The organism is Escherichia sp. MAL-1 (assembly GCF_052948035.1).
Window position 1 is genome coordinate 2873606 of record NZ_CM129609.1, and the last position, 14570, is coordinate 2888175.

The window sequence follows — 14570 nt, forward strand, 5'->3', positions numbered from 1 at the left end:
CATATAACATTAGTATGTTGTAACTAAATAACGCATAAAAAAAGCGCGACATCATGCCGCGCAAAGGATAATCAAATATTTTACTCTATATAATTCGGTTTACAGGAAGGCGGCAAGTGAATGAATCCCAGGAGCTTACTAAAGTAAGTGACTGGGGTGAATGAACGCAGCCGCAGCACATGTAACCCGAAGTATGACGAGTAACGGTTTATTTTTTAGAATGCCGACCATATACCGCCCAGGTAATCACTACGCAGGCGATATAGAAAATCAAAAATACCTTCATTGCGCCGACTGGCGAACCCGTTAATGCCAGCGAGCTACCAAACGCTTTCGGGATAAAGAAGCCACCAATCGCGCCAATCGCAGAGATGAAACCCAGCGCCGCCGCCGTGTCGGTTGCCGCTTCACGCATCGCACGTTCGTCAGAACCCCCTTCTGCTTTCACGCGATCCATTGTCAGTTTACGGAAGATCACTGAAATCATCTGGAAAGTGGAACCACTACCCAGCCCAGCTGTCAGGAACAGCGCCAGGAAGACCGCGAAGAACGCCATGAAGCTTCCGCCCTGCCCGTCAGTCGGTAAGGTCAGGAACAGCAGGCCGCTGAAAATCGCCATCAGAATAAAGTTCACCAGCGTGACACGAGTTCCGCCCAGACGGTCAGATAATGCACCACCTGCAGAACGCGCCAGCGCACCAATAAACGGCCCGAAGAAAGCGTATTGCAGAATCTGAACATCCGGGAACTGCGTTTTTGACAGCATTGCAAAGCCCGCGGAGAAGCCGATGAAGGAGCCGAAGGTTGCCAGATACAGCAGGCTCATAATCCACAGATGACCCCGTTTGAGTACCGGCAACTGCTCCTTGATGGAGGCTTTCGAGGTAGCAAGATCGTTCATGCCAAACCACGCCGCAATGGTGAAGATGGCAAGGAACGGCACCCATATCCAGGACGCATTCGCCAGATACAGCTCAGTCCCATCCGGCTGTTTGACGCCCTGGCTACCAAATACTGCGAAAATCGACAGTGATACCACCAGCGGAGCAACCAACTGCATGACGCTGACGCCCATGTTTCCCAGACCACCATTCAGACCCAGCGCGCCACCCTGCTTCTGTTTCGGAAAGAAGAAGCTGATGTTTGCCATACTGGATGCGAAGTTCGCGCCAGCAAAGCCGCATAGCAGAGAGATGATGATGAAGACGCTATAAGGCGTGGAGGTATCCTGCACGGCAAAACCCAGCCAGACGCAAGGAATAATCAGAATACCGGTGCTGAACGCCGTCCAGCGACGACCACCGAAGATAGGAACCATAAAGGAGTATGGAACACGTAATAACGCGCCAGAAACCGAAGGCAGCGCAGTCAACATAAATAGCTGATCGGTCGTAAAATTAAAACCGACTTTCGGTAAGTTCACCGCAACAGCGCTGAACAACATCCATACGCAAAACGCCAGCAGCAGACAGGGAACGGAAATCCACAGGTTGCGGCTGGCAATACGTTGACCGCGTTGTTGCCAGAACGCAGGATCTTCCGGTCGCCAATCTGTAATGACAGCTCCAGTAGCCCTTTCGGGGGCGGATGAGTGACTCATAGACACCTCTGATACTCGTTTCGATGTCTGCCACCTTAGTGTCTGGAGCTAAAGGCAATTTGATGTAAATCAAACGATAAGATAACTTTATCTATCATTGATATTTATCATTACCCATAGTGAGTACAGTGATTTCATAAAAATTATGAGATTTTTCACGGTGCTGTAAAATCCCTACCCTTACCGATGTAAAGCGACTAACCACACGGCAAATAAGGAGTAACTCTTTCCGGGTATGGGTATACTTCAGCCAATAGCCGAGAATACTGCCATTCCAGAATGTATCGTCACATTCATTAAGGTTATTGCTCATTTAAAGCCTGAAGGAAGAGGTTTACATGCTTAAACGTTGTCTCTCTCCGCTCACCCTGGTTAATCAGGTTGCGCTTATTGTGTTGCTTTCTACTGCTATTGGACTGGCAGGGATGGCGGTTTCTGGCTGGCTGGTGCAAGGCGTTCAGGGCAGCGCCCATGCGATCAACAAAGCGGGATCGCTGCGCATGCAAAGTTACCGTCTGTTGGCAGCAGTGCCATTAAGCGAGAAAGACAAGCCCTTAATTAAAGAGATGGAACAAACGGCATTTAGCGCCGAGTTGACTCGAGCAGCAGAACGAGACGGACAACTGGCGCAATTACAGGGTTTACAAGATTACTGGCGTAATGAACTGATCCCTGCACTGATGCGTGCACAAAACCGCGAAACGGTGTCAGCGGATGTCAGCCAGTTTGTTGCCGGGCTTGATCAGCTGGTATCTGGTTTTGACCGCACCACGGAAATGCGCATTGAGACAGTGGTACTGGTCCATCGGGTAATGGCGGTATTTATGGCACTTTTACTGGTGTTCACTATTATCTGGTTGCGGGCGCGACTGCTACAACCGTGGCGGCAACTGCTGGCAATGGCGAGTGCCGTCAGTCATCGCGATTTTACCCAACGCGCGAACATCAGCGGGCGCAACGAAATGGCGATGCTTGGAACTGCATTGAACAATATGTCTGCAGAACTGGCCGAAAGTTATGCCGTACTTGAGCAGCGGGTTCAGGAGAAAACCGCCGGGCTGGAGCATAAAAATCAGATCCTCTCTTTTTTATGGCAGGCTAACCGCCGTTTGCATTCCCGCGCCCCGCTGTGTGAACGCCTGTCACCTGTACTCAACGGCTTACAGAATTTAACCCTGCTACGTGATATCGAATTGCGGGTGTATGACACTGATGATGAAGAGAATCATCAGGAGTTTACCTGCCAGCCAGATATGACTTGTGATGATAAAGGCTGCCAGCTCTGCCCGCGCGGCGTATTACCCGTTGGCGATCGCGGCACAACCCTGAAGTGGCGGCTGGCTGACTCACATACGCAGTACGGTATTTTGCTGGCGACCCTACCGCAGGGGCGTCATCTTAGCCATGATCAACAACAACTGGTGGATACCCTGGTTGAACAACTCACCGCCACGCTGGCGCTGGATCGGCATCAGGAACGTCAGCAACAGTTGATCGTGATGGAAGAGCGTGCCACCATTGCGCGCGAACTGCATGATTCTATTGCCCAATCTCTCTCTTGCATGAAGATGCAGGTGAGTTGTTTACAGATGCAGGGCGATGCGCTGCCAGAAAGCAGCCGCGAACTGTTAAGTCAGATCCGTAACGAACTGAATGCATCCTGGGCGCAGTTGCGTGAATTGCTCACCACATTCCGCTTGCAGCTCACCGAGCCTGGATTACGTCCGGCGCTGGAAGCGAGTTGCGAAGAGTACAGCGCCAAATTTGGCTTCCCGGTGAAGCTGGATTATCAATTGCCGCCTCGTCTGGTGCCTTCACATCAGGCAATCCACTTGTTGCAAATTGCCCGTGAGGCATTAAGTAACGCCCTCAAACATTCGCAAGCGAGTGAGGTCGTGGTGACGGTGGCGCAAAACGATAATCAGGTCAAACTGACCGTCCAGGATAACGGCTGCGGCGTGCCTGAAAATGCCATCCGCAGCAATCACTACGGCATGATAATAATGCGCGACCGTGCGCAAAGTTTACGAGGCGATTGCCGCGTCCGCCGTCGTGAATCAGGTGGCACCGAAGTGGTGGTCACCTTTATTCCCGAAAAAACTTTCACAGACGTCCAAGGAGATACCCATGAGTAATCAGGAACCGGCTACTATCCTGCTGATTGACGATCACCCGATGCTGCGAACTGGCGTAAAACAGCTTATCAGTATGGCACCAGATATCACCGTGGTTGGCGAAGCGAGTAATGGCGAACAGGGTATTGAACTGGCGGAGTCTCTTGATCCCGATCTGATCCTGTTAGATCTCAATATGCCCGGCATGAACGGTCTGGAAACGCTGGATAAACTGCGCGAAAAGTCCCTCTCAGGGCGCATTGTGGTATTCAGCGTCTCTAACCATGAAGAAGATGTGGTCACCGCACTGAAACGCGGCGCGGATGGCTATCTGTTAAAAGATATGGAACCGGAAGATCTGCTGAAAGCATTGCATCAGGCAGCTGCTGGCGAAATGGTATTAAGCGAAGCATTAACGCCTGTTCTGGCCGCCAGCTTGCGCGCTAACCGTGCCACTACTGAGCGCGATGTTAACCAGTTAACCCCACGCGAGCGCGATATTCTCAAGCTGATTGCCCAGGGTTTGCCGAACAAGATGATTGCCCGCCGCCTGGATATCACCGAAAGCACAGTAAAAGTGCACGTCAAGCACATGCTGAAGAAAATGAAGCTCAAGTCTCGCGTGGAAGCAGCGGTATGGGTGCATCAGGAGCGCATTTTCTGATTACGGTTCCCAGCGTAGTTCGTCGTTTGACAATGCGTCGAACGGTTCGACAAGCGTTAGCGTGATCTCATTGGAGGAGACACGCTGCCCCTGGTTATCTTCCACCACCACCGACAATCGCCAGTGATTGCTCGCCCCTTCCCCGTTCTGCCAGTCAGGCATGATCAGCGTCCAGCCCTCCGCGCTGTTGGCTTGTGCGCCTGGCGTCAAACTTAATATCTGCGTATCGCCCTGCCAAATCAGTTGCCGAATACCGTAACGACTGCGGATTTGTAATTTCAGCGGCACTGTTTCGCCAGGTTTTAGATCCCACGGCGGTGTCGCCAGAAACACCGTTAACGTTTTTCGCTGTCGGTACTCAAGAGTCGGTAGATTATTTCGCTGCGGATTATCATAGCGACTACCACGTAACGACTGACTTTCGGCAACCTCGCCCGCAGAAAGTTGTTTTTTGAGCGGTACACCAAAGCGGTAATTAAGATTCAGCCCGAGGTTATTTTGATTCTCGCCACTTTCACCCTGTTTATGCTGGGCCGTCACAGTGACTAATGGCACAGGGGTGTAATTTAATCCCAGACTCAACGCGACGGGATTGTGATAACCCGTACCAGAGTTAAACAAATCAACACGATCACCAAAATACTGTTCTACGCTGACACTGGTATTGAGGTGTTGATAGAACGGCATGCGCATCCGGGCTGTCAGGTCGTACCCGCGCGCCATCCGTTGTTCCTGCGTGGCTGTCTGTTCATGCCATGCAGCAAATGGCTGATAAAAGTTTGCCGATAGTCGCAAATATTCGCCCCACGCTTCGGCACCAAAGCCCGCTCGCTGAAGATTTTCGTCCAGCAAGTTGTCATAAAAAGTGTTATAACCCACCAGCCAGTTGCCGCGCGCCCAGCGTTGCCCAACGCCCACATTGCTCACCAACCCATCATCCTGCTGAGTAAGACCAAGCTGGCTCCAGGTGAGATAACGATCATTATCTTGTAACGGCACAAACCAGCTTCCACGACTGCCGGTAAAATGACCTTCGTTATCCACTTTGACATCAACACTGGCATTTCCCCACGGTGATAGCCAGGACTCTACGTGCTGATTAACCTGTTGACTAAGCGCGTCGCGGACTTTTCCCAATGCGAAAGCTTTTGCCTGCTCGCCAGTATCCAGCCCGTTATCATTCATACTGGTTTCGCCGAAATCTTTCACAATTTCAGCAAAGTGTTTTTCCCCATCATGATTTTCAGGTGCCATGCCTAAATCCGGCAGACCATCATTGTTATTATCAAAGGGATTTGCCGCTTTTTGCTCGAAGGTAGATTGTGCGTTAGCTGTACCGCCTGCCGCCAGCAAGAGTAAATAAAACGAAATAATGCGAGGAACGAAACGGCTCAAAACGTCGGTAACTTCCGGTAAAAAATGAAAAACCATAGCCTTTAAGAATAACGATTACTGGCAACTTTTGTCGTATTTTCTCGCGCTTTCAGGAAAATCCTTAAAAATGTGACCGATTGGTCAGACGCTGCAGAAGCAGTAAGATAGAAGATGAGTGTCTAATTCCCTGAATACAGGAGTAAATAATGCAAAAAATCGTGATCGTTGCCAATGGCGCACCTTACGGGAGCGAATCCTTGTTTAACAGCTTGCGGCTGGCCATTGCGTTACGAGAGCAGGAGAGCAATCTGGATCTGCGTCTGTTCCTCATGTCTGATGCGGTCACAGCCGGGTTGCGCGGGCAAAAACCAGGGGAAGGCTACAACATTCAGCAAATGCTGGAGATCCTTACCGCTCAGAATGTACCGGTGAAATTGTGCAAAACCTGTACCGACGGGCGCGGGATTAGCACACTTCCTCTTATTGATGGGGTGGAAATCGGTACTCTTGTGGAACTGGCGCAATGGACGCTGTCAGCCGATAAAGTGCTCACATTTTAATGTTTGAGGGGGCGTCTGACGCCCCACTATGAGGGAAGTTTACTCAGGCGAATCCCGGCCGTAACACACCATCCGGATAATTCTCCGCCAGCAGTTTTTTTACCGATACCAGCAAATCATTCAGCCCATCGTCCTGCATTCCCAGTTTGATAAGCTCCTGTTCCAGTGAAAACAGGTATTGTGCGTTGGTTCCCAGCGGACCGCTCGCCGCCGCAATCAACGGCGCGATGACCTGAGCGCGAGTGTCAGATTCATATTCTGGATGTCGCGGGTCCATAATAAACACAATGGCGTTTACTGTGCATCCATCATCAAGATCAAGCTGACACCAGGTTGGCAGATAACAGCCGGTAATCATCTCGCGCTTCCACAACAGGGTTAGTTCCTGCTCCAGCGTCTCTTCTGGCAGTCGATAGGCGACGCCTGTAGTGCGTCCGCCCTCTTTCAGTGCAAGCATCCGTCCCGGCTGGTGCGCAGTCCCGCGCCCGGCGGTCAGGCGCAGGTAAAACGCGCGATGCCATCCAACCAGTGTACCGGTGCACGACTCGGTAAACTCCAGTGCCGGATTCCACATCAACGATCCATAACCGAAGATCCACACCGGTCCCTCATCAGGTCGACAAGCCAGCGTCGCCGCCAGCGAAGCCGCCCGTTGCTCTGCTGACCATAAGAGTGATTCTTCAATGGCACCAAATGCCGTTTTACAATCGGCATTCATCAAGAAATCACGCGTTATCACCTTACACCTCCGCCACTGCATACTTCCCTGCGACAACTTTTTGGTGTCTTCCGGACATTTTTACTGCTCATTTTGAAACCACTAACGGGACAATATGCAATCCACGGACCACTTGCAAGGCAACACCGCACGAATAGCTTTAACTAAGCTACCGGTTTTACGATTTTTTATGCCATTTATCATCATCCCCTTTGGCATATTCATGCTTCACAGCAGCCCAGGCCACTTTATGCGCGGTTTCTTCGCGACTGGCGTCATCACGCCGATCCTCTTTATCTTTATATTGATCCCACGCGCTGTTGAACGCTTCTTTATAGATATCCTGGGCATGAGACGGTAGAACGTGCTTTACGCTTTCCGGCAGATCGCTTTTCGTTTTATACGGCATCGTTGACTCCTTTTACAAAGTTGAACATTAAGTGTGGTCAACAATATCTACTCTTGCCAAAACATAAGAATTTTCATGTCAGACTGTTCTTAAGAAACGCTAAAACAAACATTGTCTAAACGTAATACTTATTTTTATGTCCCAATGAGTAAAAAATCGACAGTGGGGTAAAAATTCGTAAAATGTTACCGATATCCAGACACTTTCTGTTATTTTTCCTACCTATTTTTTACATTTTCGATAAATTCATCTGCAAAGGGATAACCATAATGTCAAATGCTCAAGAGGCGGTAAAAACCCGCCACAAGGAGACTTCGCTTATTTTCCCGGTTCTGGCGCTGGTAGTGCTGTTCCTGTGGGGAAGCAGCCAGACACTACCAGTGGTCATTGCCATCAATCTTCTTGCGCTTATTGGTATTTTAAGTAGCGCCTTTAGTGTTGTCCGTCATGCGGACGTATTAGCCCATCGCCTGGGAGAACCTTACGGTTCGCTTATTCTTAGCCTTTCAGTGGTTATTCTTGAAGTCAGTTTGATTTCAGCTTTAATGGCAACCGGCGACGCCGCGCCAACGCTAATGCGTGATACGCTCTATTCAATCATTATGATTGTTACCGGTGGGCTGGTTGGCTTTTCATTATTGTTGGGCGGTCGTAAGTTTGCCACCCAATATATGAATCTGTTTGGTATCAAGCAGTATTTAATTGCGCTGTTCCCCCTGGCGATAATCGTACTGGTATTTCCAATGGCTCTGCCTGCGGCGAATTTTTCAACCGGTCAGGCGTTACTGGTAGCATTAATTTCTGCGGCAATGTATGGCGTATTTTTGCTGATCCAGACCAAAACGCATCAAAGTTTGTTTGTCTACGAGCACGAAGATGACAGTGATGACGACGACCCGCATCACGGTAAACCGTCTGCCCATAGCAGCGTGTGGCATGCTATCTGGTTGATTATCCATCTGATTGCCGTTATTGCAGTCACCAAAATGAATGCCAGCCCGCTGGAGACATTGCTCGACAGCATGAATGCCCCTGTCGCCTTTACTGGCTTCCTGGTGGCTCTGTTGATTCTGTCGCCGGAAGGTTTAGGTGCGTTAAAAGCAGTGTTGAACAACCAGGTCCAGCGCGCGATGAATCTGTTCTTTGGTTCAGTGTTAGCAACCATTTCGCTTACCGTACCTGTCGTCACGCTAATTGCCTTTATGACGGGTAACGAATTACAGTTTGCACTTGGTGCGCCAGAAATGGTGGTGATGGTGGCCTCTTTAGTGCTGTGCCATATCTCCTTCTCCACCGGACGTACTAACGTGCTCAATGGCGCAGCGCATCTGGCACTGTTTGCCGCCTATTTGATGACGATATTTGCCTGACAGTTATATCTCCTCCGATGACGGAAATCGGGGGAGATAAGATAAATTCCTGCTTATTGTATTTCTTCATACTACCTGGACAGCTCGTTAATCAGAATTGCGAGCCTGTACCACAACCTGCACGAAACCACTGCAACAGCTGTTGAAAAGCCGGAATGTACTCTTTATTGCAAACATTTCAGGGATGAAGTGAAGATGAATTGAGAAGTAGTATCCACACCAAGCCGGAATTATCCGGTGAGGCGCAATGTTGCGGGGGCTTTATCCCTGGTGGCATTGGTTGCTGGAAAGAGAAAACCCCCGCACGTTGAGAGGTAAAACCTGACAACAAAACGGGGGCTAATCTTGAAACCAGACACTTCAAGAATAGCCGCAAAATGTTGTCATTACAACAAGGCGGCTATATGACGCTCGCGCAGTTTGCCATGACTTTCTGGCACGACCTGGCAGCACCGATCCTGGCGGGGATTATTACCGCAGCGATTGTCAGCTGGTGGCGTAACCGGAAGTAAGGTGAAAACGGGCGTCAGGCTGCCGTGATGGCAATATGCGCCCGAAACCGGCCGCAGGGGTAACAGCCTGCGGCCATTTTTGTCTTTATCTCTTCCACAAGTAAATATTGGCAACCCGAGCTGGAAGCATCATCCAGAGCACTCATGAAACGACTGCAACAGCTGTTGAAAAGCCGGAATGTACTCTTTATTGCAAACATTTCAGGGATGAAGTGAAGATGAATTGAGACGTAGTATCCACACCAAGCCGGAATTATCCGGTGAGGCGCAATGTTGCGGGGGCTTTATCCCTGGTGGCATTGGTTGCTGGAAAGAGAAAACCCCCGCACGTTGAGAGGTAAAACCTGACAACAGAACGGGGGCTAATCTTGAAACCAGACACTTCAAGAATAGCCGCAAAATGTTGTCATTACAACAAGGCGGCTATATGACGCTCGCGCAGTTTGCCATGACTTTCTGGCACGACCTGGCGGCACCGATCCTGGCGGGAATTATTACCGCAGCGATTGTCGGCTGGTGGCGTAACCGGAAGTAAGGTGAAAACGGGCGTCAGGCTGCCGTGATGGCAATATGCGCCCGAAACCGGCCGCAGGGGTAACAGCCTGCGGCCATTTTTGTCTTTATCACTTCCACAAGTAAATATTGGCAACCCGAGCTGGAAGCCTCATCCAGAGCACTCATGAAATGACTGTAACAGCTGTTGAAAAACCGGAATGCACTCTTCATTGCAAACATTTCAGGGATGAAGTGAAGATGAATTGAGTCGTAGTATCCACACCAAGCCGGCGTTATCCGGTGAGGCGCAATGTTGCGGGGGCTTTATCCCTGGTGGCATTGGTTGCTGGAAAGAGAAAACCCCCGCACGTTGAGAGGTACAACCTGACAACAGAACGGGGGCTAATCTTGAACCAGAACAATTCAAGAATAGCCGCAAAATGTTGTCATTACAACAAGGCGGCTATATGACGCTCGCGCAGTTTGCCATGATTTTCTGGGACGACCTGGCAGCACCGATCCTGGCGGGAATTATTACCGCAGCGATTGTCGGCTGGTGGCGTAACCGGAAGTAAGGTGAAAACGGGCGTCAGGCTGCCGTGATGGCAATATGCGCCCGAAACCGGCCGCAGGGGTAACAGCCTGCGGCCTTTTTTGTATCCGGCACCCATAAAAAAGTCTTAACGCACAACGCTAAGTCTTTATTTTTCAAACAAAAAGATTACTTGCTGGTATCCAGTTCTTCGAAACCTTTCACCAGATCATCAATCGCTTTCATCTGCTTGAGGAACGGTTCCAGTTTAGCCAGCGGCAGCGCGGATGGACCATCACATTTCGCATGTTCCGGATCCGGATGCGCTTCAATAAACAGCCCTGCCAGACCTACCGCCATACCGGCTCGTGCCAGCTCAGCCACCTGAGCACGACGACCGCCGGAAGCTGCGCCAAAAGGATCGCGGCATTGCAGTGCGTGGGTCACGTCGAAAATCACCGGCGAGTTACCAGACACTTTCTTCATAATGCTGAAGCCCAGCATATCGACAACCAGGTTGTCATAGCCGAAGTTAGCACCGCGATCGCAAAGAATCACTTTTTCGTTGCCGCCTTCTTTGAATTTATCAACGATATTACCCATCTGTCCCGGGCTGACAAACTGTGGTTTCTTGACGTTAATTACCGCACCGGTTTTCGCCATGGCTTCAACCAGGTCAGTCTGGCGAGCAAGAAACGCCGGCAACTGAATCACATCCACGACATCAGCAACGGGCTGTGCCTGACTTGGTTCGTGAACGTCGGTGATAATTTTCACGCCAAAAGTCTGCTTCAACTCCTGGAAGATTTTCATCCCTTCTTCCAGGCCCGGTCCACGATAAGAGTGGATGGAGGAGCGGTTGGCTTTGTCAAAAGAGGCTTTGAACACGTAAGGGATACCCAGTTTCTGGGTCACGGTTACGTAGTGCTCGCAAATGCGCATCGCCAGATCGCGAGATTCCAGCACGTTCATACCGCCAAACAGTACGAACGGCAGGTCATTTGCTACGTTGATGTCGCCAATGCTAACCACTTTTTGTTTCATAGGATCGCCTTAATCTTGAGTAAAATGTCGATTAATTAATGCAGCACAATATGTTTATGCGCGATGTTATTTATTTGCGCACGGATCATTTCGCTGATCGGGTCTTCCGGACACTGTTCAACGAAATAACTTAAATCGTTCAACGCAACGTGTTCGCAATCCAGTTGCGCATAAATCAACCCGCGATCGCGAATTTCATAGGGATCTTCAGGGTTGAATTGTAATAAAGCTTCGCTGGTGCGTAACGCCAGCTCCATCTGATTTTCTTCCATCAACGAGGCTTTGAGTGTATCCAGCAATTTGCGAATTACCTCAATGTTATCAGCTTCATCAAGGTCTTCATAAAACAGTTCCGCCGACGGGCTGATATTTCCCTTTAACCATACGTCCAGCATATGTTCGCTTAACGATTCACCGTTAAAAGGATTAATCAGCCAAATTTCGCCATCCGGACATTCAATGCGCAATATCAGCTGCGTAGGGAAAATCACCGGCAGCAGCGGCAAATCGAGACGATTCGCGACCCATAATAAAACCGCACCTAATGATACCGCACTGCCCTGTCGATTCTTTAACACCTGGTCCAGCCATAATGCATCGGAAAGACGATAAACGCCGCGTGAGGCTTTAAATCCCCAGTCGCCGTAAAACAGCGCGATCAGTTTTTCCAGCTGCTCTTCTAAAGGCAGAAGCTGGCTGATTTCTTCCTTCGCCAGACTAACGAGACGCTCCAGTTCGTCGTAAACATCTTGCGAGGGAAAATCGCGGCGGATTGCTTCGCAAGCCAGGATCATGCCTTCGCACAATGGCGCTTTATTAAATTCGAAATCAGCTAACGATCTCATGACTTACCCCAGTAACGGTACTTTTGTGGTGGCGAGTTTAATGATGATGTACAGAACCACCAACGCCAGCGGGAAGGCAAAAATGCGCGCCTGCTGACTGTGCATACGACGATAATCGAGTGCAATAAAACCCAAAACGATATAAATGATAACTCCAAACAGCTTTTCAGTCAGCCACTGTGCCTGCCCGGAAAATGGCAGGATGTGCGCTTTAGCCATCAACGCAATGCCGCTTAACAATAACACCGTATCGACAACCGGCGGCACAATGCGCGTCCAGCGAGCAAATGCCTGTGGATGCTTCTGATAACGTAGCCAGAAACGTAAGGTTAATAGCCCAACAGAAAGCGCGATACTAATAAGATGAACACTAAGCAGTGTAGAAAAACTTGTCATTGATAATAGCGGCCGAGCGTTACGCGCTCGTTATCACCATAGTCACGGCAGGTTTCGACGTCATGATACCCCGCGAGGATAAATGCTTGTCGCACCGCTTCGCCCTGCTGCCAGCCATGTTCCAGAAGCAGAAAGCCGCCGGATACCAGCGCGTTACGCGACTGTTCGATGATATGCACGATGTCTGCCATTCCACTGTCTGCCGCAACCAGCGCAGTGAGCGGCTCAAAGCGGACATCGCCTTGTTGAAGATGTGGGTCCTGCTCGTCAATATACGGCGGATTGCTGACAATCATCGTAAACTGCTGCCCGGCCAGCGCACTAAACCAGTCGCTTTGCAGAATGCGGATATTTTTGATCGCCAGATGCTGGGCATTACGTTGTGCCAGAGCGACAGCATCGGGCATACGATCTACAGCGGTAATTTCGCAGTCCGGGCGCTCGCTAGCCAGCGCAAGCGCAATCGCCCCGGTACCCGTCCCGAGATCGAGAATACGGCAAGGTTGTTCAGGCAACCGCGCCAGTGCCTGCTCCACCAGACACTCCGTATCCGGGCGCGGAATTAAGGTCGCTGGCGAAACAAATAACGGCAACGACCAGAATTCTCGCACCCCGGTTAAATGAGCAATGGGTTCACCATCGCGACGACGTGTCAGTAGCGCATCAAGTTGCTGACATTGTTCGTCAGTCAGCTGCGTTTCACCAAAGGCGAGGATAAAAGTACGCCCTTTGCCGGTAACATGTTCCAGCAGGATTTCAGCATCACGCCGCGGGCTTTCGCTCGCCTGAAGTTGGCTTATTGCTTCACGTAACCAGTGTTGATATTCCATTATTCCTGCTCGGACAACGCCGCCAGTTGGTCGGCCTGATGTTCCTGGATAATCGGTTCAATCAGCATATCCAGCTTACCTTCCATCACTTCATCCAGGCGGTAGAGCGTCAGGTTGATGCGGTGATCGGTAACGCGCCCCTGTGGGAAGTTGTAAGTACGGTTACGGTCGCTGCGATCGCCACTCCCCAGCAGGTTACGACGGGTAGACGCTTCGGCCTGTTGACGTTTTGCCATTTCAGCAGCGTGGATGCGAGCACCGAGTACAGAAAGTGCTTTAGCTTTGTTTTTATGTTGTGAACGTTCGTCCTGACATTCAACAACAATCCCGGTCGGCAAGTGAGTAATACGAATTGCCGAATCGGTGGTGTTAACGTGCTGACCACCCGCCCCTGACGAGCGGAAAGTATCAATGCGTAAATCTGCTGGGTTGATGTCCGGCAGTTCTGCGTCAGGCAGCTCTGGCATTACCGCAACGGTACAAGCAGAAGTATGAATACGCCCCTGCGATTCCGTAGCAGGAACACGCTGCACGCGATGACCGCCAGATTCAAATTTCAGACGACCATACACACCATCACCGCTAATTTTGGCGATGATCTCTTTATAACCACCATGTTCACCCTCGCTGGCGCTCATGATTTCTACCCGCCAGCGGCGGGCTTCGGCATAACGGCTGTACATACGGAACAGATCGCCTGCGAACAGCGCCGCTTCGTCGCCGCCGGTTCCGGCACGGACTTCGAGGAAGGCGTTACGTTCGTCATCAGGATCTTTTGGTAGTAACAGAACCTGTAATTGCTGTTCCAGTTGCTCGCTTTTTTCTTTAGCTTCGCGCAGTTCATCCTGCGCCATCTCACGCATTTCAGGATCATCGAGCATCATCTGTGCGGTTTCGATATCTTCCTGAACCTGTTGCCAGTCGGTAAAACAGCGCGAAACATCACTTAACTGCGCATATTCGCGTGATAATGCGCGAAAACGTTCCTGGTCGGCGATAGTTTGCGCGTCACCCAGCAACGCCTGAACTTCTTCATGGCGTTCATGCAGGGCTTCCAGTTTGGCAACGATAGAAGGCTTCATAGGCGTAAATGCACCCTGTAAAAAA

Annotated in this window: 16 protein-coding genes; 7 read left to right on the forward strand and 9 right to left on the reverse strand. The window is 50.4% G+C overall.

Translation table 11 applies throughout. The features are described 5' to 3' along the window. Positions 1-208: 208 nt before the first annotated feature. Positions 209-1600, reverse strand: a complete 1392-nt coding sequence (gene narK, locus ACU8XX_RS14395; protein WP_000019827.1) for a nitrate transporter NarK — start codon at positions 1598-1600, stop codon at positions 209-211. Between the two features lie 338 nt (positions 1601-1938). On the opposite strand from narK, the gene narX reads away from it, so the two are divergent. Both narX and narL read left to right on the forward strand, forming a co-directional pair. Continuing rightward, complete coding sequence (gene narX / locus ACU8XX_RS14400; protein WP_000918073.1) at positions 1939-3735, forward strand: nitrate/nitrite two-component system sensor histidine kinase NarX; 1797 nt, start codon at positions 1939-1941, stop codon at positions 3733-3735. Beyond that, positions 3728-4378: a two-component system response regulator NarL gene (gene narL, locus ACU8XX_RS14405; RefSeq protein WP_000070491.1), complete on the forward strand. Its 651-nt coding sequence runs from the start codon at positions 3728-3730 to the stop codon at positions 4376-4378. The genes narX and narL overlap by 8 nt, the downstream gene beginning before the upstream one ends. On the opposite strand, the gene ychO is transcribed toward narL, so the two are convergent. Then, positions 4379-5773: an inverse autotransporter invasin YchO gene (gene ychO, locus ACU8XX_RS14410; protein ID WP_001400233.1), complete on the reverse strand. Its 1395-nt coding sequence runs from the start codon at positions 5771-5773 to the stop codon at positions 4379-4381. Between the two features lie 185 nt (positions 5774-5958). Here ychO and ychN point away from each other — a divergent pair, with 185 nt between their 5' ends. After that, positions 5959-6312: a DsrE/F sulfur relay family protein YchN gene (gene ychN, locus ACU8XX_RS14415; protein ID WP_001169669.1), complete on the forward strand. Its 354-nt coding sequence runs from the start codon at positions 5959-5961 to the stop codon at positions 6310-6312. 43 nt (positions 6313-6355) lie between these two features. Here ychN and chaC read toward each other — a convergent pair whose 3' ends face one another. After that, positions 6356-7051 carry a glutathione-specific gamma-glutamylcyclotransferase gene (gene chaC, locus ACU8XX_RS14420; protein WP_097466815.1) on the reverse strand — a complete coding sequence of 232 codons (696 nt, stop codon included), beginning with the start codon at positions 7049-7051 and terminating at the stop codon, positions 6356-6358. A 157-nt stretch (positions 7052-7208) separates the two neighbouring features. Then, positions 7209-7439: a putative cation transport regulator ChaB gene (gene chaB / locus ACU8XX_RS14425; RefSeq protein WP_001146444.1), complete on the reverse strand. Its 231-nt coding sequence runs from the start codon at positions 7437-7439 to the stop codon at positions 7209-7211. A 269-nt stretch (positions 7440-7708) separates the two neighbouring features. Here chaB and chaA point away from each other — a divergent pair, with 269 nt between their 5' ends. From chaA to ACU8XX_RS14445, 4 genes are all read left to right on the forward strand, one after another. After that, positions 7709-8809, forward strand: coding sequence for a sodium-potassium/proton antiporter ChaA (gene chaA, locus ACU8XX_RS14430; protein ID WP_001295620.1), 1101 nt, complete (start codon positions 7709-7711; stop codon positions 8807-8809). A 404-nt stretch (positions 8810-9213) separates the two neighbouring features. Next, positions 9214-9321, forward strand: coding sequence for a type I toxin-antitoxin system toxin Ldr family protein (locus ACU8XX_RS14435; RefSeq protein ID WP_000170965.1), 108 nt, complete (start codon positions 9214-9216; stop codon positions 9319-9321). Positions 9322-9748: 427 nt separating this feature from the next. Beyond that, positions 9749-9856 carry a type I toxin-antitoxin system toxin Ldr family protein gene (locus ACU8XX_RS14440; protein WP_000170963.1) on the forward strand — a complete coding sequence of 36 codons (108 nt, stop codon included), beginning with the start codon at positions 9749-9751 and terminating at the stop codon, positions 9854-9856. Positions 9857-10283: 427 nt separating this feature from the next. Continuing rightward, positions 10284-10391: a type I toxin-antitoxin system toxin Ldr family protein gene (locus tag ACU8XX_RS14445; protein WP_000170951.1), complete on the forward strand. Its 108-nt coding sequence runs from the start codon at positions 10284-10286 to the stop codon at positions 10389-10391. Positions 10392-10537: 146 nt separating this feature from the next. Here the strand turns inward: ACU8XX_RS14445 and kdsA are convergent, their stop codons facing one another. From kdsA to prfA, 5 genes are read right to left on the reverse strand one after another with little or no spacing between them, the layout of a single operon-like run. Next, the gene (kdsA, locus tag ACU8XX_RS14450; RefSeq protein WP_000811065.1) at positions 10538-11392 is read right to left on the reverse strand and encodes a 3-deoxy-8-phosphooctulonate synthase; all 855 of its coding nucleotides are present in this window, start codon (positions 11390-11392) and stop codon (positions 10538-10540) included. 35 nt (positions 11393-11427) lie between these two features. Beyond that, entirely contained in the window at positions 11428-12237 is an 810-nt protein-coding gene (sirB1, locus tag ACU8XX_RS14455) for an invasion regulator SirB1 (RefSeq protein ID WP_001257044.1), read from the reverse strand. 3 nt (positions 12238-12240) lie between these two features. Next, positions 12241-12633 carry an invasion regulator SirB2 gene (sirB2, locus tag ACU8XX_RS14460; RefSeq protein WP_001409175.1) on the reverse strand — a complete coding sequence of 131 codons (393 nt, stop codon included), beginning with the start codon at positions 12631-12633 and terminating at the stop codon, positions 12241-12243. Beyond that, the gene (gene prmC, locus ACU8XX_RS14465; RefSeq protein ID WP_000456454.1) at positions 12630-13463 is read right to left on the reverse strand and encodes a peptide chain release factor N(5)-glutamine methyltransferase; all 834 of its coding nucleotides are present in this window, start codon (positions 13461-13463) and stop codon (positions 12630-12632) included. Before prmC ends, sirB2 begins: the two co-directional genes overlap by 4 nt. Further along, the gene (prfA, locus tag ACU8XX_RS14470) at positions 13463-14545 is read right to left on the reverse strand and encodes a peptide chain release factor 1 (RefSeq protein ID WP_000804726.1); all 1083 of its coding nucleotides are present in this window, start codon (positions 14543-14545) and stop codon (positions 13463-13465) included. The genes prmC and prfA overlap by 1 nt, the downstream gene beginning before the upstream one ends. Positions 14546-14570: the final 25 nt, after the last annotated feature.

Excerpts from the sequence above, each read along its gene's own strand:
- narK (WP_000019827.1), bottom strand. The coding sequence starts at position 1,600 with ATGAGTCACTCATCCGCCCCCGAAAGGGCTACTGGAGCTGTCATTACA.
- narX (WP_000918073.1), top strand. The coding sequence starts at position 1,939 with ATGCTTAAACGTTGTCTCTCTCCGCTCACCCTGGTTAATCAGGTTGCG.
- narL (WP_000070491.1), top strand. The coding sequence starts at position 3,728 with ATGAGTAATCAGGAACCGGCTACTATCCTGCTGATTGACGATCACCCG.
- ychN (WP_001169669.1), top strand. The coding sequence starts at position 5,959 with ATGCAAAAAATCGTGATCGTTGCCAATGGCGCACCTTACGGGAGCGAA.
- chaB (WP_001146444.1), bottom strand. The coding sequence starts at position 7,439 with ATGCCGTATAAAACGAAAAGCGATCTGCCGGAAAGCGTAAAGCACGTT.
- chaA (WP_001295620.1), top strand. The coding sequence starts at position 7,709 with ATGTCAAATGCTCAAGAGGCGGTAAAAACCCGCCACAAGGAGACTTCG.
- ACU8XX_RS14435 (WP_000170965.1), top strand. The coding sequence starts at position 9,214 with ATGACGCTCGCGCAGTTTGCCATGACTTTCTGGCACGACCTGGCAGCA.
- ACU8XX_RS14440 (WP_000170963.1), top strand. The coding sequence starts at position 9,749 with ATGACGCTCGCGCAGTTTGCCATGACTTTCTGGCACGACCTGGCGGCA.
- ACU8XX_RS14445 (WP_000170951.1), top strand. The coding sequence starts at position 10,284 with ATGACGCTCGCGCAGTTTGCCATGATTTTCTGGGACGACCTGGCAGCA.
- kdsA (WP_000811065.1), bottom strand. The coding sequence starts at position 11,392 with ATGAAACAAAAAGTGGTTAGCATTGGCGACATCAACGTAGCAAATGAC.
- sirB1 (WP_001257044.1), bottom strand. The coding sequence starts at position 12,237 with ATGAGATCGTTAGCTGATTTCGAATTTAATAAAGCGCCATTGTGCGAA.
- sirB2 (WP_001409175.1), bottom strand. The coding sequence starts at position 12,633 with ATGACAAGTTTTTCTACACTGCTTAGTGTTCATCTTATTAGTATCGCG.
- prmC (WP_000456454.1), bottom strand. The coding sequence starts at position 13,463 with ATGGAATATCAACACTGGTTACGTGAAGCAATAAGCCAACTTCAGGCG.
- prfA (WP_000804726.1), bottom strand. The coding sequence starts at position 14,545 with ATGAAGCCTTCTATCGTTGCCAAACTGGAAGCCCTGCATGAACGCCAT.